The organism is Nocardia sp. NPDC049220 (assembly GCF_040647855.1).
Lineage (GTDB): Bacteria > Actinomycetota > Actinomycetes > Mycobacteriales > Mycobacteriaceae > Nocardia.
This window is the reverse complement of the sequence record NZ_JBEZDA010000001.1, coordinates 441,191-464,711: the sequence shown is the minus strand read 5'-3', so window position 1 is coordinate 464,711 and position 23,521 is coordinate 441,191. Positions and strand designations below refer to the sequence as shown.

Below are 23,521 nucleotides of genomic sequence, written 5' to 3'. Positions count from 1 at the left end.
GTAGTAGGGAGATCCCTACATCGCTACAGCACCGGACCAGACCAGACCAGAAATTTCCGCCAGGGCCCGCCCCGCCACGGCAGGCGGAGTTCAGTCGGTGTGTGTCCGGTCATCGAACGCGGCCCTTAATCGAGGGACGGCCGAGGCCAAGAGATCGACAGCCTCGGATGGTGCCAATCGCAACTCTGCTGCAGCCTCCGCGATCGGTACGCCGTCGATGAGATGCAGCCTGACCAGCCGCTCAGCGAGCGCGGGATCCGGGAACCCGGCGAGGGCGGCGCGCAGGTTCAGGTCGAAGGTGGTACCGGCGGCGATATCGGTGGGAGCAGCCGGATCCAGGGCGGGGCCGCCGTCTTCCGGTGTCGGGTCGATCGCTACCACCCGACCCTCGATGATCAGCAGCGCCGTGCTGACTTGTTCGAGCGAAAGCCCGAGAGTTTCGGCGATCGTCGGCTGGTCGGGCACCGGAGAATTGTCGCGGATGTGCCTGGAAATGTGCCCGTTGACCTTGCTGACCAAATTGAGAGTCAGCGCGTTCAGTCCAGGAAATCTAGCTTCGTAATAGGCTTTCAGAGCGGCTCCGTGGCAGCTTCCCCAGGCATGGGAGAAGAACGGTGCTACGCCCGGAATGTGGTGGAGGATGGCACGGTCTATAGCCACACGGAAGCGTTGTTCGAGTTCGTCGGTGGATTCACCGAAACCTCGCCAGCGGCGCGCGGCGATCGCCGCGATCCAGCCGTGCTCGGCGAAGATCCGATCGCGAACCGCGGCTTCCTGCGGAGACCCCGGGTCGGTATCGATCAGGTCCCAGAACAGCGCGTCCTCGGGACGGCCGTCACGCGCGGCGCCGAAATGCAGCAGCGCTTCCCGCGCGCTTCCAGACGGCAAATCGAGAGCGGTGCGGAAGGCGCGCATATACCCGATGGCGACGGTCGCACCTGCCTCGACCTTCGAAACGGTGGGTATCGACCAGCCGGTCAGATCGGCGACGGCCCGCTGGGGCATTCTGTGGTACATCCGATACGCGTGCAGCCAGGATTGCATCGAGTCGAACCGAGTGGCAATGGGCGGTGTTTCGCCTGCGGGGTCCATGCGGTACCGATATCCCCACGCCTCAGCGATCTCGTTCCAGGGGCCGATGCGATGCAGGAAGCGGTCGTACACCCGCAGGAGAAACAGCTCGCCGACCTGATGCCGTCTCCGGGCGATATTTCGCACGGATTGGTCGGTCACTCCGATAAGTCGGGCGGCATCGCTGTTACCGAGGTTGTTGAGACGCACCAGATATGCCAGGTACTCGCCGAAGGAATCCGTGGTGTGGAAAGCCGGAAATCGTAGAGGTGTCCGCGGATGATGCGCCGAGCCTTCGGCCAGTTCGACATAAGTCACGTCATCGGGTGCGAGGACGCGCAAGTAGTCCCTGATTACCTCCTTGGAAAGACGGATTTCGTCCGCTTCGCGCTGCGAGACGGCCTCCAGCGAAAGAGATACCTGTTCGCCGAGCTGCTTCAAGGTGAGTCCGCCGGCGGTACGAAGGTAGCGGAAATATGCGCCGATATGCGGATAGCCCTCCGGGTAGCGAGGCCTATTGTCGTAATCGACGAGTTCGGGTGCGATGGTGTCGGCCAGAGTGCGATAGTGGTCGCGGGCGTCAGGGATGCGACGCATGAGGGTGCGCAGTTGGCGCACGAATTCGCGCCGACGACTGGGATCGTAGAGTTGGTCCGCGTTTTCGATGCGGATCCAGGTTCCAGGTTGGGCGTTGGTGAGGGTGTCCATGTCGCGGGGGGTGACGGCGAGGTAGTCCCGGAGTCGTCGGGCCCAAGCGGGGGCGTCGTCAGGACCGGTCGGGTGTGGGACGGGTGCGCCGGTGTCCAGTGGCGCGGTGTCGACGCCCGCGTCGACGAGCCAGCGGTCGAGTTGCGTTGCGGTGAGGCGGTGCATTTCGGCGTATTGGGCCAGGCTCTGGTGCGGCCCCGCGGTGCTCGCGCGGGTACGGCACCACTGCACGAACCGCTCCGACTCGGAGAGCCTCGACCGGGCGCCGAGCGAGTATTCGTGACCGTAGAAGTGTCCAACCGCGGCGCGCAGCGCGCTGTCGGGGATACCTAGGCCATCGGCAAGATCCCAGAGGAAAGCCGCGCTGGGGCGTCCACCACTCTCCACGAACTCGACGCCACGCTGGGATCGGCCGATCAATGCGGCGAGGTCTACCGCGGTCAACCTGGACCTGAGTCGGTGGGCGCGAGCCCAGTCGTGTATCGACGCGTACCACTCCGGATTCGGGGTCGATTCGCCCGCCGGATCCATCCGGTACCGGTATCCCCATGTCTCGGCGAGTCCGTTCCACGATCCACCTTGATAGAGAAAGTGGTCGTAGGCATGCAGAAGCTCGAGTTCGCGCAGCCGAGTGCCGGTTTCGGCATGCCGGAGCGTCGACGGCGCAAGCCCGGTAAGCCGGGAAACTTCCGCCTGGGTGAGGCCGTTCTCCTCGCGTAGCGCGCGGATATAGTCGCCGAACGACCCGACCGCACGAAAATCTGGAAAAGCCAGCGAGTCATGAGGATCAGTGTCCGCACGCCGGTAGTCGCGGTACACATCGAAATGGCTGCGGGCAGCCTCCACCGTCTCGGATGTCATCCCCAGCGCGTGGCCGAATTCAGCGAGGAAGCTGCGCGTGACGCCCTTGGAGCCATTCTCGACGTTGGCAAGGCTCTGGTGCGAGCGGTCCATCAGTGCGGCCAGTTCCCGCCTGGTGAGACGGCGGTGCCACCTGCTGTCCCTGACCCAGTCCCCGATCGTCTGGTATCGGAGAGGCGTGGGCGCGGTTTCCCCGGTGGGGTCCATGCGGTAGCGATATCCCCACGCCCGCGCGATCTGATTCCACGGACCGGCGCGATGCAAAACTCTGTCGTAGAGCCCGAGTACGAACAGCTCGCTGGGGTGAAAGCGTCCCGCCGCGAGTTCCTTCCATGTCCGGTCACTGATTCCCATAATCCGGGCGGCCTCGTCGGAGCCGAGATGATTGACGCGCTGGAAGAGTTCGCCGTACTCGCGAACGGACTCGGCAGCGCGTGGATCGGGATACCGCGGCGGGTCGTGCGGTAGATGTGGAAAGCATTCGGCCAGCTCGGAACTCCGGACATCGTCGATCTGCAGGGCGTGCACGTACCGGTCCACCAGATGTCTCGTCGGGGATCGACGATCCGACTCGTGTGCGCTGATGGCGGAGTGCGCCACACCCGGCATCCGTTCGGCGAGCTGCCGGAGGGTGAGTCCTTGGGCAGTGCGGAGATAGCGGAAGTATGCGCCGATGTGCGGGTACGCCTCGGGGTAGCGGGCCCTACGGTCGGAATCGACGAGTTGGGGGGCGAATGTGTCGGCGAGGATCGAATAGTGCTCGCGGGCGTCAGGTACGCGGCGCAGGAGTGCGCGTAGTTGGCCGGTACTCAAGGGTTGGTCATCGTTTTCGACGTTGATCCACGTTCCGGGCTGGGCGTCGGTGAGAGCGTCCATCTCGTGGGGGGTGAGGGCGAGATAGTCGCGGAGACGTCGAGCCCAGTCGGCGGCGCGTCGGGCCGGGCGCGGAACCTGTGCGCCGGCGTCGACGGGGGCGTCGGCGATGCCCGCTTCGGCGAGCCAACGGTGCAGCTGTGTCCAGGTGAGGCTGTGCATTTCGGCGTATTGAGCCAGGCTCTGGTGTGGCCCGTCGGTGGCCGCACGGTTGCGCCACCACTGGACGAAACGCCCCGGCTCGACTGCCATGCGATGGTTGTCGTCCCGGTGACCTCGGCTGGCCGGTGGGCCTTCGATGTCATGTCGCGGAAGGTCGCGATCGCTGCGGATGGTGATCTGTGTATGGCGAGCGGTCAGCGCGCCGTCATCGTCGGCAAGATAGGCGACGAATGCATCTTCGACGTGACGGTAGGGCGGTATCCAGCTGTTGGACCCGTTTTCGTAGGCGCGTATGCGCGGGACATCGATAGATGATTCGATCAGTGTGTCGGAAACGAAGATCGTTTCGTCGACCTTTGTGATCACGTAGCCGTGCGATTTGTGACCGTCATCCACCACGACGACGGCGGTGTCGGCTCCGTCGCGTCCCGTTCGAACAGCCTCCACAACCGATACCAGGGGATCGCGGGCTCCGGGCTGTAACTCGGTTCTCGTCAGTCGGGCATTGATGGCGGCCTCCAAGGCACGCCAATCCTTTTCACCGCTCCTCGGCATCCGTCCCCCGTCGTTCCCGAGCGCCCATACTGTTCGAGCCATATGGGTGAGGCATTCGTTCCTGCGTCGAACCGCATCGTCGACGGCCCGGTAAAACCCCTCGGCGCCGCGGTCGGCCGCTACGGATTCGGACACGACCGGGAATCCGACCAGGCGCATCCCCTGCACGGTCTCGAACAGCGAATGATGGTGCGGTATCAGAAATGCCATCACCGCGGCGATGTAGTCGCGCTCCGACACGTCAACCGGCTGCAGCAGCCAGAACGTGTGCATCATCCGGGCGGCCGAGCCCGAGAGTGCCGCGGTGACCGGAATTCCACGCTCGACCGCGATATTCTGGAAATATTCACTGTCCGGATGGAAGTCGACATAGATTGCACCGGGTTCCCAGGGCAGCGGCACGGCGTAGTGCCTGGGGTCGAGCAGCGGGGCGTCGGCGGGCTCGATCGTTCCGGCACGGCGGAATACCTCGACCCTGTCGACTAGGCAGAAGCCGTCGTCGTCTCTGATCCGTTGGCCTCGCTGGTCATAGGTGTAGATGGGCAGTGCGTATTCGACCGAGGAGTCTTCGGACCGTATCCGGACTTCGAGTGCGTCCGTGTCGACGCGGCCGTTGGTGTCCCTGGGAAGCTCATGGCCTGCGTCGAGCGTGTCGATGCGCAACACTTCCAGTTCGCCGGGAATCGCCTCGAGCTCGCGGCGAGACAGTGGCATTCCCAGCAGATCCCAGTCTTGCACCGTGAGGTTCTTGCGCCGCTTCTCTTCCGGCGTTCGATCGCGACGCGCGACGCGGCTTTGCTCGTACTCGTGGAGCAACCTGGAATCCGCGGCCCGGCTGCGGCCCAAATTCCCTTCATCGTTGACAACCGCCGCAATGATCGGCCGGCCAGGACGTGCGGTCGATATCGCGTCCCGGAGAGCGCCCAGTGTGGCGACATCGAGCCCCAACTCGGCGGCATGCCGCTCCCATCCGGCTTGGTTCAGCAATCGCGCGATGCCTTCGGAAAATGTTGTGCCCGAGGCATTGCCGGTCATCGAGTTTCGAAACCGCGCGTTGAACACGGCTGCCATGATCTCGCGAAGATTCCCGTCACGTCGCAGCTCTTCCAGTGACACGGTCGGAAGCACCATGCCGCCCCATCGTGGCTTGGAATTCGCGTAGAAAGCCGCGTCGATCTCCTCCGGCGTCTTGTCCGGAAACAGGCGAGAGTTCACTTCGCGGATCCGGTCCAGCATCGCGACCGCCGCCGCCCTGCTCTGCGGTCGGTTGTACAGGTCGCGCGCCAACTCGACCTCGTCCTGCATGCGGTACCGGCGCCAACCGACGGACTGGTCAGTCGTGGCCGCGGGCCGCAGGTCGGATCCGCGCTCCCTAGCATCTTCGAACGCGCCCACCAGAGATGACGGATCGCCGACGATTGGCTCCCGTCCCGCCTCGGCCGCAACCCTGTGTGCGCTTTCGGCCACGTCATCACGCCGAGCCGGCCGCGGCGCGGATTCCGGCAATGCGCCGTCGGTCCTCGGCAAGCGATCGTCGCCGTCACGCCGACGGCTCTCATCCGCTTGTGGCCTGCTGGCCGACCTCGGCTGCTCAGCTTCGGTTGATGTTCGATCGTTCAACTCGACCGCGATGAAACGCGGTCGGTATCTCGTGACGTCGGCGAGTACATCCTGGACGGTGCTGTTGAGGTTGTAACTGATGATCAGCGTGTTACCGCGTCGCAGCTCAGGGTGCTCGTGAGCGTTGTAAGTGAACGCGTTCGGATCACCATAGGAACCGAAGCGACCGGTCTCAGGGGTTCGGTAAAGGAGCGTCGGTGAGGTGAAAGGCCCGGTAGGCGAATCCGACACGTATGCCAAAATATCGGCACTGAAGGGTTGAGTTGTGTCCTGAGTGATCAGCAAGTACCGGCCGTTCCACCGGGTGACGCTGTACTCGTTGGAGACGCCGGACATGACTCGCACCGAATCGGTCTCGCGTGGTGACCACCTGAGGCGGTGTCCGTCTCGACCGGCGAAGAACTCCCACGATCGGCGAAGATCGTCGCCGCGTACCCGGGCCACGTGCATGTACTTGGTCCCGCCGAGATCCTCCACCCCGTGGACATAGGTGTGGCTGCCGTCGAAATCCACCCAAGACGCCCAATGGATTCCGGTCGTGGATGGCATCGGACTGGCGTCGATCACACTCAGGTCACTCGTGTCGAACCGGACCAGCACGTTCTCCCGCAACTCCAATTCACCGCCACCGCCCGGCGTCAGCGCGGCGTGGAGACGGGCGGCGTCGAAATCGCCGCCGGTGTCGATGACGCGGGAATCACCCGAGAACCTCATGAACATGACATCGAGCGTGTTCTCGGTGACATGTCCGCCACCAAGCCAATAGAATTCGCCGTCGCGCGGCGGCATGAGAGCCCGCGGCTGGTCTCTTGTACCGCCGAGAACGGTGAACATCGTGCCATGATCGTCGACGACGAAACTGTTGCTCACAAACGGAACATCACTGGGGCGTGACCCATCCGAATGCACAGGTCCGAGGAATGTGTCGGAGAACATCCATACCGAACGCCCATCGGGCAGCCGTCGCGAATATGTGCTGTCCCCACCGGTCCAGCCGCCGTCGCCGATGTTGCCGTATGTCCTGAATGCTGCCGTCAGCTCGTCGTGCGGGACCACCGACACCACTATCAGCGACTGCACACTCGATGCCTCCCCCGCACTCGACGACTCGGCGTCCGAGTGCTCGAGCGCGTCCGGTCGCTGGTCGAGTCCCGCGACGACTTGCCGCCCGGCTGTACGGGCGGGTCCAGTCGAGACTTGCGTGTCCGGCGATGACCCGACGTCGCCGGAACTCGGGTCGACTGTGCAGGGCTGCGGTTGCGGCTGTTGACGCTGCCGCCACGCTTCGACCATGGCAGTGGTGAACTCCTCGAGCGCCACCACCCGGTCGCCGCGGCCGGTGAGTTCCAAGCTACGCAAAGCGTCCCGGAAAGCCTGATCGCGGAAGGGATAGATGCTCAGTTCCACCACCGAGGCACCAAACCGGAACTGGTGGTATTCCGCCTCGACATCGGTGTGGAAGTCGTGCAATCGCGCGCGATTCCTGGTCGATCGATGACGCAGGCCGTGATCGATATTGTCCTGTGCGACTTCCCGCTGGCTGGCGGCAGCACCGTACGGTGCGAGAGCTTCTGCAATCTGCGCGATATGCCGGTAGCTCACCGCAATGGCAACCTCACCTGGGACGTGCAACCGAATATGGCGTACTGGGGCTATCGCATCGGCCAACCATTGTGGAAACTCGTACGCCTCAGTCAGCTCGAAACTCGAATCGCCCACGGTGACCCGCGCGTGGCGCCAGCCCGGTTCACCTGTCTCCTCCACCACCACCAGGACCGCACCTTCGGCGGCATTCGCCAGTGCTGCCACAACATGTTCGGCGAGTTCCAATCCAGCGTCATCGATCCTGTCGGCCGGCCAGTCGAATAGCCGCTCGCTCAGCCAGTCCCACGCCACCGCGCCCGCACGCCCCCGGGCACGTTCATCACTCGGATCAGGACCATCCGCGCGCACCATGAACTCGGTACGTGACGATTCCGACAGCGTGTCCGCAGCACCGGACCTCGCCACGTGCACCTCCACGGCGGGATCGGCCCTGGCCGAATCGTCATCGCGAGCGATGGCAGCCGCTTGCGGCGCGGCAGATCTCGGTGGGTCGGGCTGTCGCGACAACCGTCCCTGGTCCTCGGAGGACGTCAACCACAAGATGCCGGCCCCGTCCAGCATTTCCCGTAGTCGCTCGCCAGGAGGGTCGCGATGGAAGACGACGTAGTCGATGTCGATGACCTCGACCCGGCGGATACTGCCACCGGGGCCCGGAACAGCATGAATCTGCACCTCGACGGAGCTGTTGTCGAGGAACCTTTCTCCGGCGTAGTGGCGACCAATGCCCTCGAGACCGAAATAGCCGAGTTCGCCGTGGTGGCTCGGAGTGGCGCCGAACGACTCGGGTTGTGGATCGGTGACCGGGCTCGGGATGGACTTCACGCCCCACGGATCGCCGACACATGCTGTCGCTCGTTCGGCCACTGTCGATTTGAGCACGACATCCACGTCGCCGTGTTCGAGAGCGACCGAGGCTTCGCGACCCCAGTGCCCCCGGGTCAGGCGGGCGCGCGCATAAACCGGCCGCGATTCCACCGGATGGTCCAGCGCGAAGCCGAACATCGCCTGCTCCAACTGCGCCATATTTTCCAGCTGGTATTTTCCGATACGGCTCCTTCCGGCAGTTTCGAACAGGGTTTTGAATCCCCCGCTCACCAGAACCTGTTGCAGAGTTATGGCTCTGGTGCGAATCACGATCTCGCCGCTGAATACTCGCGTCAACTCTTCTGTCATCCGCACACGAAGCTCTTCGGGCGCGATCCCCAACTCCGCGGCCAACGCCGCGGTACGGCGCGCATTGCCGACATAACGCTCGGCGAAGGCGCGATGCCCGTCGTCCGGGATGCGCCGCGCGGCCTCGGCTCGGAGTTGCTGCGCGGAGGGATCACCGGCCTGCTCCGCGGCGAGAATCTCCTGGAACAGCTGCACAGCTTCATCGCTCGGCCGACGCAAACCCATTGCGAACCTGTCAGAAACCATCCACATCTGACGTCCGTCAGGCAACCGCCGAGAGTACGCGCTGTCACCAGTCCGGCCACCATCGGCGGTGTCGATCATGGTCGGGTCTTCGCCCGCGATTGTGGGCCCCTGCCGTACTTCTGGTTCGCCGTCATCGCCTATATCGCGAGGCCCCGGCATGGAGCGCGACGGAGGGCGGGGTGCGACGGTACCAGCGGGCGGATCGTCGTGCCCGACCACCCGCCGCTCGGCGGCAACCATGATGTCGCCGATGCCGTCATGGGCTGCGATGTCCACATATCCGAGGCGCAGATGAACCCCCGGCTGCTCGGGGTTCGAGGGATTCGCAATGTCTGCCAGCGCCTCGTGTCTGGTGTATGCGCCGATTCTGCTGTCGATCGCGGCGATCGCGGCGTCCATGGCCGCCACCTCGATGGTCCCGACCACGACCGCCGCGATCCGGTCGCCGCCGGTACGCATCGGAACGACCATGGCCCCCGTCGCCTCGAACACGCTGCGGAAGATTTCCGCGACCGCACGATAATGGCCGTTGGCGACCTCGGACCGATTCTGAGCGTATTGATTGAGGCCGGAGAGATTGATGAGGTGAGCCGACACGAAGAAGCCGGATTCTCCGGTATCGGCGACCCATCGGCGAGCCCGGGCCAGCTCGCCGGTCACGAATCCCGAACCATGACCCTCATAGAAGTGGGTGACCTCGTCCTTGCGGAGCGGCTCGTGTAAGGCGACGAACGCCGTCGGATCCGCATACCCGATTCGGGCCACCTCGCTCATGAACCTGGTGTGTTTCACCTCCTCGGGCTGCGGGTAGCGGGCGTGGCCGCTCAGCGGGTATCCGGGTGCACCGTCCGCGCCCGCTCGGCCAGCAACTTCGCCTTCGCCGCCTGCTGTTTCTCGGCGAGGTCGCGTTCCAGCTCCTCGATGCGCCGCAGCCGCTGCTCCGGAGTCAGTCCCGTCAGCCCCAGCCGCTCGTCCCGGTTCTCCTGCGACATCCGTTCTCCTACTCTTGCTGCGATCCACGCCGAGGTCCGCGGCATCGAAGATGTCACGGACAGCCAGGCCGGGCAGAATCTCGGTGTATCCAATGTGCAGTCCGACACCGTTGTATTCCGGTTGCCCTGGATGTTTCGGGTGCGGGAGGTCGGACAAGTGGTGCTGTCGAGCGTATTCCCGAACCTGGGCATCGAGCGTCGCGACTGCCGAGGCAATAATGCCGTGGTCGATGTTGCCGACCACGACAGCGGCCATTTCGTCGCCGCCGACCCGCATCGGGACTACCACTGCCCCCGATTTCTCGAATGCCGTACGGAACATGGCGGCCAGAGCGAAGTAGTGGGCGTTTGCTTCGGCCCGATCGGCGCACGCGTTGTTGAGGCCCCGGAGGTTGGCGATGTCCGCCGACACGAACCAGGCGTTGTCGAGGGTGGCAGCGACATGCAGCTGCGCTCGAAGCACCTCACCGGTCTTGAATCCCGAAACCCGGCCCTCATAGAGACCGGTGATCTCATCCGTCGGCACCCGCTGGTAAACCGCATCCGCGATGGCTTCGTACGACAATGCCGCCGGATCCACCCGCCCGATCCTGTCCCAGAACTCAGCCCGCGCCGCGTCGTCTGGAGACGGATACCGCGGCGGGCCGGCGGACCGGTCTCCGTCGGGGACCGTGGGATCCATCTCCTCCCACGACGCTGCCGCCGTGCGCGACAGTTCCTCGGCATCCGCACCCGAACCCGGATCACGATGTCGGCCACTGGTCTCCAGCTCGGAATGGCCCTGTCGCAGCGAACTATCCGGCTCGTCCGCTACATCCGAGTTGTTTCCGCGTGACTCGTCCGGCACGCCGGTACGCGTTCTCTTCAGCTCTTCCGACTCAGGCAGTCGACCGACGGCCCGAGAAGACGGCGGGCCCTCCGTGTCGTGCGACGAAATCGACTGCCGCGCCGCGTCTTCCGGTTCCGGCAGTCGGCCTACATCGCCGAGTTGCCGCCCGCGCGGCTCGCCCGGTGTGGGCGCGGGCAACTCGGTGTCGAGGACGGTGACAATGGGACGCACCGGGTTTCCGGACGCGTCGAGTTCGACGCCATGCGTATACCGCAGACCAGGCAAGGGCATTTCCGGGTCGAACTCGCCGATGAATCTGCCACCGTAGTCGAATAGCAGCAGCTCGCCATCATGGTTCACCACGAAGTACGAATGGGCCGGGGTCGGCGACCCGTCCGCCCGCCGGGTGTCGACGAGCAACATGCCGCGCCCGGAGTTCGTCAGCCGTGTCGATTCGGAGACATAGCGCGCGGACGCGGACGCCGACGCACCGAGCAGACGATCGGCAACCGCTTCGTGGCCTGCCGCGCCGTGCCCGAAGAACTCGAGGTGTCCGCCTACCTGCCACGGCAACGCTGCCCATGGCAGACCGTCGGCATCGAGGGCGACGGCGGGCATGTCGAAGACCCGCTCTCCGCGACGGACGCCGTAGTAGTAGTCGTTGGCCGCCTGACCGGCCAACAAGCCGCAGGCCGCGTCCCCGGGATCGTGCGCGCCTTCGAGCGGGTTGTTCGGCCGGTGCAACGGACCGAGCGGTACGCCCAGCTGCCGACCTCGACGGGCCGCCTTGACCGCGGCCGCCTGCTGGTCGGCCGTGATCTGCATCTGTGTTGCCCAGGTTCGGTCGGCGCGCCGGATCGTCGCGTCGAGGTCACGGTGAGCTCGCTCGTCGCCCTCCTCGTGGGCCTGCGCCCGTGCCAGGTCGTACTCCAACCGCAACCGCACCTTGTCGGTCGCGAGCTCTTCGAGATCGGCGAGGCGGCCGACCATGTCATAGTGCCAGTCGCCGCGACCGAGTCGTTCGAATTCCGGCCACAGGGCGGCCAGGCGCGCGTGGATCGGTCCGAAGTCGGACGAGTCGGAGTCGAGCCAGCGAATTCCGAACTGCCCGAGAAACTTTCGCAGCTGCTTACCGAAGATGCTGTTGGTCGTGTCATGAAATGACTGGCTGTGGTCGATCCCGTACACACCCACGTCGGGATGGACCATCCAGTTCTTGTCATTGAGACGGTCCCGATTGCCGACCAGCAGGTCGACAAGGCCCAGCCATCGGCCCTCGGTCGTCGACGCATGGATGCCGGCCTGACCCAACGGTATTCGCAATTCCACGGGAATATCGGTATAGAGATCCAACCCGGTGCGTCCGGCCACATACTCCATGTAGACGACACCGTTCTCGACGTGAACCGCCGGGACACGAGCGCCGAGCGCCGCCCCAGTGCGTGACGCGAGATATTCGGCATCGGCATGCCGCGTCTGGTGCACGTATTTGCGAATCAGGACCGTCTCATCGGGGAAGGTGAGCTTCTCCACCCGTTGTGCCTGATCCCGAGTGTGCCCCTCGGTCAGTACCTCGACAGTGGGCTCGCCGGAGGCCAGAGCTTCGCGAACCCGGCCGGCGAACCACGACGGCTCGGGGACCGGGCCGTCGTCGCGCGCTGATTCCGATGTGTGCCTGAAGTTTGCCGGCTCGTCCGGGAGCCTGCCGATATTGCCGTCCGGGGGGCGTGGTGGTCGTTTCGCGGGCGGCGAGTCGGGCTCGGCGTCGAAATCTTCGACGAGCGGATGCACCGGATCGCCGTTATCCGCGAGCTCTATGACGCGGACATCGCGTAGACCGGCGGGGGCATGGACGGGGTCGAATTCGGTGATCGAGCGGTTGCCGAAGTCGACCATCAGCAGTTCGCCGTCATGGTTCACCACGAAGTACGAATGGGCCGGGGTCGGATCGTCCGGGTCGGCGTGGCGGGTGTCCACGACCACCATGCCGCGCCCGGAGTTCGCCTGACGGGTCTGCTCGTCCACCTCGAGATACGTCTGGCCTTTCGCGGCCCCCAGCAGGCGAGCCGCGATCGCCGCGTGCGCGCGCTCGTCGCTGCCGATGGCGTCGTACCGAGCGCGGGCCGCCCACCCCAGCGCGGTCCGCGGCGTACCGCCCAGATCCACCGCTTCCGAGGGCATCTCGAATACGGGCACCCCCGCCCGCTTCGCGAAGTAGTAGTCGTTGGCCGCCAGGCGGGTCAGCGGATCGCACAGCGCGTCACCCGGCAGGTGCGGAAGCGTGGCGGGGTTGTCCGGGGACGGTGCCAAACCGACCTGCACGCCCTGATCGCGCAGCAGCCGACGCCATTTGATCAGGTCGGCTTCGCGGTCGGCGAGCTCCTTCATGGTCGACGCGCCGTCCTCGGCGGCACGCCGCACCTGCTGGAGAACGCGACCGTGGTCGACCAGTGCCGTCCCCACTTGGTGCAGGACATCGGCGGGAACACCGGCGGCTCGCAACTCGACCAGGGTGTCGTACGGGCGCAGCAGCCACTGCGACAGCGGATCATGCGGGTGACCCACCGAGCCGAGCGCCCTGCGCAGTTCGCGTTGCGCCGCACCGGGGTATTCGGCCGCATCCAGCGCCTCTCCCAGTACGGACACGACACGGTCGCGCGCCTGCGAGAGCTCCAGCGCCAAGTCGACACGGGCGCGGCCGACATCGCGTGCGCCACGCTCCAGCTCGGAGAGCTGCTGAATCGTCTGCGCGTGCCAGTCGCCCCGATCGAGTCGCTCGAATTCCGTTCGTAGGCTTTCCAACTCGGACCGCAGCGACGTCACGCTGTCCGCCGGCTCGAGCGGGTCGAGCCAGCGCAGCCCGAACCGGGCGATGTTCTCCCTGGCGCGGCCAGCGAAGTTACTGTTGGATTGGTCCTGTCGATAGGTCATCTCATGGTCGATGCCCCACAGATGCCGCTCGTCTGTCATCCAGTTTCCGTGGGCGTATCGACGATCCAGGTTACCTACCAAAGCATCCAACCGACCCAGTCGGCGTCCGTCGACGGTGTCGGTGTACGGCCACACATCGAGGAAGGGATGGAACCCGGACCGCAGCAGCTGCTTTCCGGTCTGCCCCTCGATGTACTCCACGTACACGAAGCCTTCGCCGAGAACGACCGCGGGCACTTTCGCACGCGTGGCCATGCCGACCAGCGCCGCCAAATACTCGGCGTGAGCGTCGACGAGACGATCGCCGAATTGCTTGCGGACCACCACGGTGCCGTCGGCATAGGTCACCTTCTCCACCCGGTGCCTGCCACCGCGGAGCGGCTCTACCTCGACTTCACCGGTCGCGATAGCCGCGTCGATTCGGTCCGCGAAAGCACGCGCGCGGGCCAACGCACCGTCCGGTGCCGGGTCGTCGCGCACTTGCGGCGGTACGGGCGACGCTTGCGGTGCGGGGACCTCGCCGGGACGGACGAGTTCGGTCAACCGGCGGACCGCGTCGACGCGGATGAGATGGTCGGCGATCATGGCCGGGCTCACCGTGTCCGAGGAGACCGACAGAAGGTCCCGGCGTTCCGAAATGATGTCCTGGCGCAGCCGGTCGAGGGTTCCGTGCCATCCGGTGGCGTCGAGCCCGGCCGGCTGGGCGACACCTAGTTTCTCGGCCAGCCGAACGCGTTCGACGTCCCGGGCCACCTGAGCCATGTCCATCGGCGCGCGGTCACCGACCAACCCGCGGTACAGCGCGTATTCCGGGCGTGTCCAGTCCACTCCGCGCGTCCGCACGTAGACGAACGCCTCGGCCGCCGCGGCGGACAGATCGATATCGCCGGTTTTCTCCACGAAACTGGATTCGGACATCTGCCTGGTCCAGTCGTCGAAGTTCATCCGGACCAGGCCGGCCTCGACCAACTGCCGGTGGGTGTCCACCAGCACCCAGGGGAGAACCCGCGTCGAGTCCGACAGCGGGGAGATCCAGGTCCCCGCCCGGATATCGACCGCCTCCCCCCACGCGCGCACCACGCTCTCCAAGACCGCTCCTCGGCCCGCGGACAAGAACCACCCGTCCGCGACACGCGCCGAGTAGACCGTGGCCAGGCCGGTTGGATCGGTCGCCCATCTGCCGTTGAAAACGATCTCGGTCACCGGCCGCCGCCACCTGGACTCCCGCACCCTGCGGGTCACCGTCACGGTGTCGGGATCACTGCCCTCCGGCAGCTCTCCGATGCGCACTCGCACTCGGCCGGCCGGGAATTCGCCCGCCAGCTGCGTGATCGCGCGGGCGAGGTCGCGGGCGACGGCGGCCGGGACGTCGGGGTGCCCGAACCCGATGGCGTCGACTCCTGTTGCCTTCAGTTCGGTCACCAGTTGGGCCTTGGCCACCGCTCCAGGTGACGCCGGGACTAACCAGGAATCGACCGAGTCGGTGTTTCCCGCGCCAGAGGCGGAACTGTTCGTCAGCTGCCGAAAATCCACCACACAGCCGGTCAGCGCGGCCTGGGCGAACAGTTCGGGATTGCGCATGCGCAATGACATCAGCGCCTGGAGGTGCGTGCCGTCGGCGAGCACCACCAGCCTGCGTTCGACGGGCAGATAGACCACGGTATCGGCCCACTGCTGCCCCCCGCGCTCCCGCAGCGCGGCGAGCGCCGAACGCATCGCGCCCTCTCGTTCGGCGACCTCGACCGGGCTCGGATCCACGACGCCGCGCACCAGGTCGGTCAGCCGCGCCAAGCGCGTCTTCCGCGCGAGACGCTCGCGCCAGAGCGTCCGGGTCGCTTCGTCGGCAGGCGCATTCAGCCGCTCGACGAACTCGCGGTCCCACCCGGCCTGCTCGTCGTGCAGCCGCGCCACGGTGTCCTCCCATGCCGGACGGTTCAGTCGCCACGGCAGATCGACGCCGAGTTCCCGTGCGAGGGCGACACGTTCGGTCAGAGGCGCGAGATCGTCGAGGGGCAGCGGCCCCGTGTCGCCCACGAGCATCCGATAGAGCGCGTATTCCGGTCGGGTCACATCCGGCTCGCGCAGCAGCATGTACTTCAACGCCGCGGCGAGCGCCCGCTCCGGGTCGATATCTCGGACTCCGTCGAGGTAGCCCGCGCCGCGCAGCTGCTTGATCCACTCGTCGTAGGCCGACGCGATGAGCCCGCCCTCGCGCAGCTGGCGATACGTGTCGCGCAGGGCGAGGTCGATGTCGGAGCGGGTGGCTGGTCCGTGGTACTGGTCGAGGACCTGAGCGAATGCGCCGATGACGGCGTCTAAAACGGGTTTAGCGGTATCCGGGTGCGGTCGACCGTCAGCGATCCGCCTCGGATGGTCGTCCGTCATGCGCTCCGGGTCGGCGACGGATCGCAGATCGAGCGTCACTTCCAGCTCGCCGGTAGCACCACGCCGGACCTGCGCCGGCGGGTCCGGGTTCGCCAGCACGTCGAACCCGAAACGCGGCATGGCGACGTCCGGAAACCGATGCCGCAGGAATTGGATCGCCCGGTGCAGGTCCCGAACGGCTTCGACCGGGACCGCGGGATGGTCGACGCCGAAGGCCGCGATCCCTGCCGCGTCCCAACGCGCGACAAAGCGAGCCTTCTCGGCACGGACGGCCTCGTCGGCGCCGCCCAATGGCTGTGCGAGAATCGGTCCGGGGTCTGGATCGGCCCGCACGATATCGCCCTGCTCCAGGGTGACCCGCGTACCGGTCTCGTCCGGCACCACCCGCAGGAACTCGACCTCGAGGCCATGGTGGGCCTGTGCCTCCAGCTGTGCCCAGTGCGAGCCGATCAGGCGGTGCAGCGCCGCGGCGTGCCGATCGTCTGCGGCGACGATGACGAGCCTGTTGTGTGCCGGGTAGAACACTGCTTCGGGACTCCAGCCGTTTCCACCAGCCTGCTGCTGGAGCAAGTTCTCGATACCCAGGGCGGCCGGGGCCTGCTGCGAGGTAGCCGGACGCCGCTGCGGGTCGACCAACCCGGCGAGCTGGATCAGCTTCTCCGACCGAGCCGCGTTGTCCGCCAACGCCGCGCGCGTGGCATGCCAGTCGGCTGTGTAAAGCTGTCGGACGACGGACTCGCGTTGCGCAGCCACCTCACCGTGCAACGAGGTGAGGACCGCGTCCCACCCTTCTCGGTCCAGATCTGCGGGCCGGCGCACCCCCAACTCCCAAGCCAGCCGGTTGCGCCACACCTTGTCCGAGTCGACCTGCGTGTCATCCCCGGTCCACGCGCGGTACACCGCATCGTGCGGAGACCCCCAGTCGCGGCCCCGGACCACCAGATACACCAACGCCTCAGCGAATGCCTCATTCCAGTTGATCCCCTTGGCGGGATCGCCGTCGACGAACGAATACCCCGACAGCTGCCTGACCCAGGTGTCGTAGTCGGTCTGCACCAGCCCGGCGGCGGCCAGACCGACGTAGGCGTCGTTCAGGATCCGTTGGGCCTGTTCCACCGTCGGCCGTTCGATCTGGAGTCCGATTACATGTCCGAACTCGTGCACCACAATGTCGAACACCGGTCGGCCGGTTCCTCGTTGGTGAAATCCTATTTCGACATTGCGCGCCTTGCCCTTCGCGAGAAACTCGGGCGCGACGGCCATGCGCCGGGCCAGCACGATCTTCGTGCCGACCCGATCCGCGCCGAGGACCACCCGCGTCGCCAGGCCGACGGTCCTGGCGCGCTCCACCGGCTCGATAGCGATTACCGGAGGCGCCACGTCGGGGAACTTGTCCCGCAAGAACATCGCGGCCCGAGCGAATTCCGAGATCGTGTCAACCGACACTTCGGGATCGAAAAACCCTTCGCCGACGCGCACCCCCGACCGGGCCAGCTCGTTGATGATCGGCCGGACCGCGCGGTGCAGCTCGACGAGGCGGCGGAGCCGATCGAGCTTCGAAGCCCGCTGCGCGTAGTCGGCCAGCTCGGCCCGGGCGCCGCTGTCGTCGACCCGGTGGATCAGATCCCTGCCGAGCCGAGTCAGCTCGTTGTCGATGCGACCGATCGCCGCATCCCACGTGGCCCTGTTCAACGTGGGCGGGTGGTCGATGCCCAGCTCCGCCGCGAGAGAGTTGCGTTCGATCAGCAGCCTCGCCTCGTCGAGACGCGGCGGCCCCACCTCGCCGGTCACCAGCCGGTAGAGGGCGTGCTCCGGGCGCAGCGGATCGAACCCGCCGCCCGTCATGGAGGCGAACGCTTCCGGCAGCGCCGTGTACGGAGAAGGCCGCAGCAGCAGCTTCTTCCAACCCCGCTCGAAGCTGTGTTCCGACAGCTGCCCGACCCACTTGCGGTAACTCATGTCGATCAGCCGCGCATCACGCAGCTGGCGGTGGGTCACCTCCAAGACGTGTTTCACCTCGACCGCCTCGATGCCGTCGCGGGAGAAGTTCAGCGCGTGCCCGAATTCGTAGGCCAGCGTGTCCAACACCGGATTGCCAGTCTTCGGCAGTACCCACCCGGACTCGACATCGGCGGCCATCGCGGCCGCCCATGCCTCTGGGTTGCGCACCCAGGCCGCGTTCAGCGTGATCTCCGCGCCATATCCCTGGCCCGAGGGCATGCGCACCCATTCCGTCTGCGCGTAGCGGAAATCGGAGAACTCGCGGACTCCGATGCGCGCCAGTTCCACCTGCGGAAACCTCTGTCGCAGCCGGTCGATCATCTGTTGGAGGTCTTCCACCACCCACACCGGCACATGCGGATCCAGGAAACCGATGCGCGCGTCGTCGTCCAGCGCGATCCCATGCCATTGAGCCAGATCGGACAGCAACTCGCGCTTCGCCCGCACCGCCGCGGCGTGGTCGTAGTCGGCGGGCAACTCCGCCACCGGTACGCCGTTATCCGGATCCTGGCGCGGCAGCCGCGGCGAATCGCGGATCGACCCCTGGTCGGACCGGGACGGTTGTGCCACCTCACCCGACTCGGTGAATACGACCGGTCCGTCTCTCGCACCTCCCGGTCCCTGCCATGGCTCGGCACTGATGCGGGACCGTGGGCCCTCGCCCGGCAATACCGGCGGGATCCGGTCCTCGCCCAGTGCATGCAACGGAGTTCCGTTGTGGTCGTAGGCGATCCCGTACCTGCCCTGCACCGTGTGCGGCCCCTCCCGGGGCGGGAACGGCAGTAGGTGCCCGCGCCGGTCGCGGATCTTCGCGACTCCGTTGTCGTTCACGACGAGATAGGCGTACGCCCCGACACCGTGCGCGTCGACCGGTCCGGCGTACTCCGCCACGACCAGCATCGCCGCACCCGGCCGCATGCCCTCGACCTGCGCTGCGATCGATTCGTCGCTGTCGACCGCGCGCAGTTGCCCACGGGCCGCCGCTTGGAACTCCGTGGCCGACATCCCGTCCAACCCGACGTGGCGAGGAACGCGGACGTCGACATCCGGGCCGAACCATGCGCGCAGTGCCGCCAAAGTCTGCGTTTCGGTGTCATTTCGGGCGAGCACCCCCGAAAGGCTCGGATCCGCATGTGCCCCGACCAGATCCCGAAACCCGTCCAGCGGCAGGTCATCGGCATAGACCGGGTCGCCGTACACCAGTTCCACCAACCGCGCGTAGTGCTCCACCCGGCCGAGGTGCAGTCCGACGGCCACCTGCGCCGCGTGCGGACCGAGGGCCTCCTGCCCCGCTCGGACCTCGACGCCTTCTTCGGTGAGCTGGATATGCAACCGAACCAGCTCCCGCTGCCAGCCGACCGCGGTGAATCGATGGGGCTCGGCAATTCCCAGTTCGGCAGCCACCCGCAACCGGCGCACCTCCGCGGCGGTATCCCACGGTGCGCCGGTACGTGCGCTCATCAACGCCCGGTACAGCGCGTATTCCGGACGCGTCACGTCGATCCCGTGCGCCTCCACCCAGGCGAATGCCTCACTCAGCGCCGCTTCCGCGTTCAACTGCCGCCTCCCCCATGACCGGGAGAAGCTCTCCCCGGACAATTGCCCCGCCCACGCGCGGAACGACAGGTCGGTCAAGCCGTGCGACCACAGATAGCGGTACAGCTCGACCAGGGAGGGTTGCGCGGTCTCCCACGCCGCCCGGTGTCCCTGGATGTCGAGCACCTCGGCGACCTGCCGATAAATCAAGTCCCGCACCGGATCCCCGGTCAGCGGCAGGTGGTCGCCTGCCTCGACGGCCACCCTGGCGCGTGCTCGCAGCTCGACCGGATCCGCCAGAATCCGTGGATCCAACACGATTTCGGCGCCCCAACCCCGCGGCCGCACCGGATACAGCCGCACGTCCGAAGCTTGCCCGGAGAAATCGCCCTCCGGCACGTCCGGATTCACATTCTCGAAGCGGACACTCGACAACGGCACGTCCGGATACCGCTTCAACAACACCTCGACCGCACCGACCACATCACGCAGAACCTCGGACGGCACGGCATGCGCAAGATGCCCGAAAAATTGGACGTCCTGCCGCTCGAGGGCCTCGACCAGCGCTTGTTTGTGCGCGTGCTCGTACTGCGCTGTCGGCCACAGCCGGTCGTCGTCCGACGCGCCACGATTTTCCGCTCGCGGCGCGTCGGACTCCAGTGGGGCGTCCGGGGCTCTCGGCCGCGTCGAGGGAACTTCCGGTTCCGCTCGCAGCTGGTGTGTGTCGTCCGGTTCGGTCCTGCGCACGTCCGAGTCGCGGTGCTGTTCCGAGTCGGCGCTGACCTCCGGACGACCGCGCCCGCGCGTTTGCGCGAACTCCTCCGCGGGCGTTTCCAGACGCGAGTGCGGACCACGGTGCCCGCCGCCGGCCTCGCTGCCCGGCTGCGCATCGGACTCGCTCTGCTGTGGCGAACTTTTCGGCTCATCCACTCCATCGGGGCCTCGCTCGGGCGGGTCGAAGTCACCCGGGTCCGCCGACGCCGCGTCATCGCGCTCGTCCATATCCTCCTCGTCCTCGCCGGGCACCGGCTGCCAGCCGTGTAGCAGCGGCACCGGGACGGTGCTCGGGACGCCGTGGACGAGTTCCACCAACTTCCGGAACAGCGCCACCCGGCGCGAATACTGCTGCAGCGCAGCCGCGAGTTCCCTGGTGGACAGCGTCTCCCGTCTCGCGGGCCACTGCTCGCCTTCTTCGTGCACCTGCCGTTCCACGTCGGCGACGGCTCTTCGCCAGCCACCCGCGGTCAGTCGATGTGGGTCCGGAATCCCCAATTCCGCCGCAACGTTCAAGCGGAGGACCTCGACCGTCATGTCGACCGGGGTGTCGAATATCGTGCTGTTCAACGCACCCATGAGCGCGTAGGCAGGCTGCCGCATGTCCAATGCCCGCGCCTGCGCGTGCTCGTACGCCTCCGTGAACGCCTCCGGTGTGTCCAGCACGACTCGTCGCCCGAATATGGTTTTCGTGAAACTGCTGGTCGACAGTTGGGCAAGCCATTTCCGGTAGGTCGTGCCGACATGCCCTTCGCGCTTCAAGGCACGGAACGCGTCCCGCAGCACCTGCTCCGTGCCGACCGGATCGATCCCGAGGGCACGCAGCTCGTCCACGAGCGGCATCACCTCGTCGCTCCGACGACTTCCCTCGTACCCGAGTGTCGTGGTCGCTTCTTTCTCCTCGCCTCGATGGCTGCGCGGCTCGAACGTGCGTGCCGCGTCCATCGGCGTATCGGAAGTATTCGCGGAATCGGCTCGGACCGTGTCGGGTTCTCCGTTGCGGTGCTTGCCGGAATACCCCGGCGTCGTGGTCGCGGCCTTCTCCGCACCCCGATGCCGACCACCCGCGGACTCCTCCTTCAGACGGCGACGCCCCGCATACCCCGGCGTCGTGGTCGCGGCCTCCTCCGCACCCCGATGCCGACCACCCGCGGACTCCTCCTCCAGACGGCGACGCCCCGCATACCCCGGCGTCGTGGTCGCGGCCTCCTCCGCACCCCGATGCCGACCACCCGCGGACTCCTCCTCCAGACGGCGACGCCCCGCATACCCCGGCGTCGTGGTCGCGGCATTCTCGGCGCCACGATGCCGACCATCGCCTGCGGAGTGTTGCGCCGCCTCGGCTCCGGTGCGCACCTCGGACACCATCTCGGAGGTCGATCCTCGACCGGGTGACGACGAAACGGGTGGGCCGGCAGCGGCAGTTCGTCGGGGACGAAGGTCACCCGACCCGGCCGGACCATCCTCCGTCTGCCGTGGCACGGCTGAGTGGTGTTGAGCGGCATCCACATTCGCCACTCGACCAGCGCTCGGCGCAGGTTGCGCGCCCGCACGCGCCGCGGATCCGGCCGGTCCGGAAGAGTCAGCCGCGGAACCGAAGTCCGGTCGCGCGATCCCCGGTTGCACGATGCGCGCGCCAGCCCCCGCCCCGGACCGATCGGCCGGTCCAGTGCCCGGTAACCCAGCCGGTCGCGATGACGTCAGGTCGTTCGTCGAAGTGCGCGTTTCGCTCGACGGACTTCGAGCCTCCGTCGGCTGACTGCGCGTCGATGTGTCATCGGCGGAGCCGGCCACCCCGGCAAGACCGGCCGGCTCGGTGGGATGCGCCGCCGCGATGTGCTCGGACACCTGGGGGGGATTTTCCGCGGAACCAGTACCCGGACCCACGGAGGTCGCTACCCGCCCGGCGTCCATACCAGCGCGCGCCGGGCCCGGGACAGCCGCGGAAGCGGCGTCGACCGGGTCGGCAGTCGCGAGTTGTCCGGTACCGACACCGGTCTCCGCCCCGGACTGCACTGCCGAGACGGAATCCATCGGGGCTTCCGGGCGCGACGCCTCCTGCTCGTGTTGTCGACCGCCGGTCGCACTCGACTGGTTCGCGGTCTCCGCCGGCTGCCTGGGGGTCGGGGTTTCCGGGGCACGATCGACTGCTCGGGGTGTGCTGGTCGGTGCGCTCGGCGTGCCGCGCGTCTCGGCCGGGACCAGGGCAAACCCCAGCTTGGTGATCGGGCCCACCCGGTTGTTGAACTTGGCGAAGAATCCGTCCGGATTCCGGTGCGCCATTTTCTCGAAGCCCTGATGCCCCCACATCGATGTGCCCGCGCCGATGATGCCTGAGCTGACCATCCGGTAGTCGAAAGTCCAGTCTCCGGTGACGGCGGCGCCGCCCGCCCAGCCGGCCAGCCCGCCGACGATACCGCCGCCGAGCACGTTCGCGGCGAACATGCGCTGCGGGGTGAGGTGGTCGAGACCCCATCCCGTCGTGCTGAGCTTCTGCAACCCTTTCCCGAACGCGCCGCCCGCGCCGCCGCCCGCCGCGCCCGCGGCCGCTGAGGACAACGCGCGCGTGGTGTCGAATCCGGTGCTCTGATGACCGTGACCGATCTCCCACAGTTGAATGCCGGCGTCCTGCCCGAGACCCATCGCGCCGCCGAGCAGGGCATGACCGGCTAGCTGCACCGCGAGCCGGGCAGTCAACTTCGGCACACCCGCTCCGGCCAGCCTCGAGAACAGCCATTGCGCGACCCGGGTCAGCGCGATCCGGGTCGCGCCCATCGCCGCCGCGTCGACGGCCGGTGCGGTGAGCGGGAAGAACTTCGATGCCGCGAGTTCGAGCGCCAGCAGGATCAGCGAACTGATGATTTGGATCTTTCCGGTTTCCATGCTGCCGCCGGCGTCGTCGGCCTGGGTCGCCAACTGCTCGAACTGGTCGACGAGCTTGGGGAGGTAGTCCGCGAACCCGTCGAAGGCCACCGTCATGGCCTCGATCCCGGTGCCGCTCGGATACGCCGCGACAGCGATGGTTTTCGCGTTCGCTACGTCCGACACGAGTTCCGCGATTTGGGCAGCCGCCTCGCGCAGGTAGCCGGCGAGCTGCCACATCTTCGTCTCTTCGCCATCGGGCCATTCGGCCCCGCCGACCATGCCGAGCAGCGTTTTGCCCGCCTCGTTCAAGTCAAGGCTCATGATCGCCGCCGCC

Annotated in this window: 1 protein-coding gene; it reads right to left on the bottom strand. The window is 66.7% G+C overall.

What is annotated here, in order from left to right; genetic code table 11:
- Positions 1 to 90 precede the first annotated feature (90 nt).
- The gene (locus tag AB0C34_RS01935; protein WP_357066493.1) at positions 91 to 23,508 is read right to left on the bottom strand and encodes a helix-turn-helix domain-containing protein; all 23,418 of its coding nucleotides are present in this window, start codon (positions 23,506 to 23,508) and stop codon (positions 91 to 93) included.
- Positions 23,509 to 23,521: the final 13 nt, after the last annotated feature.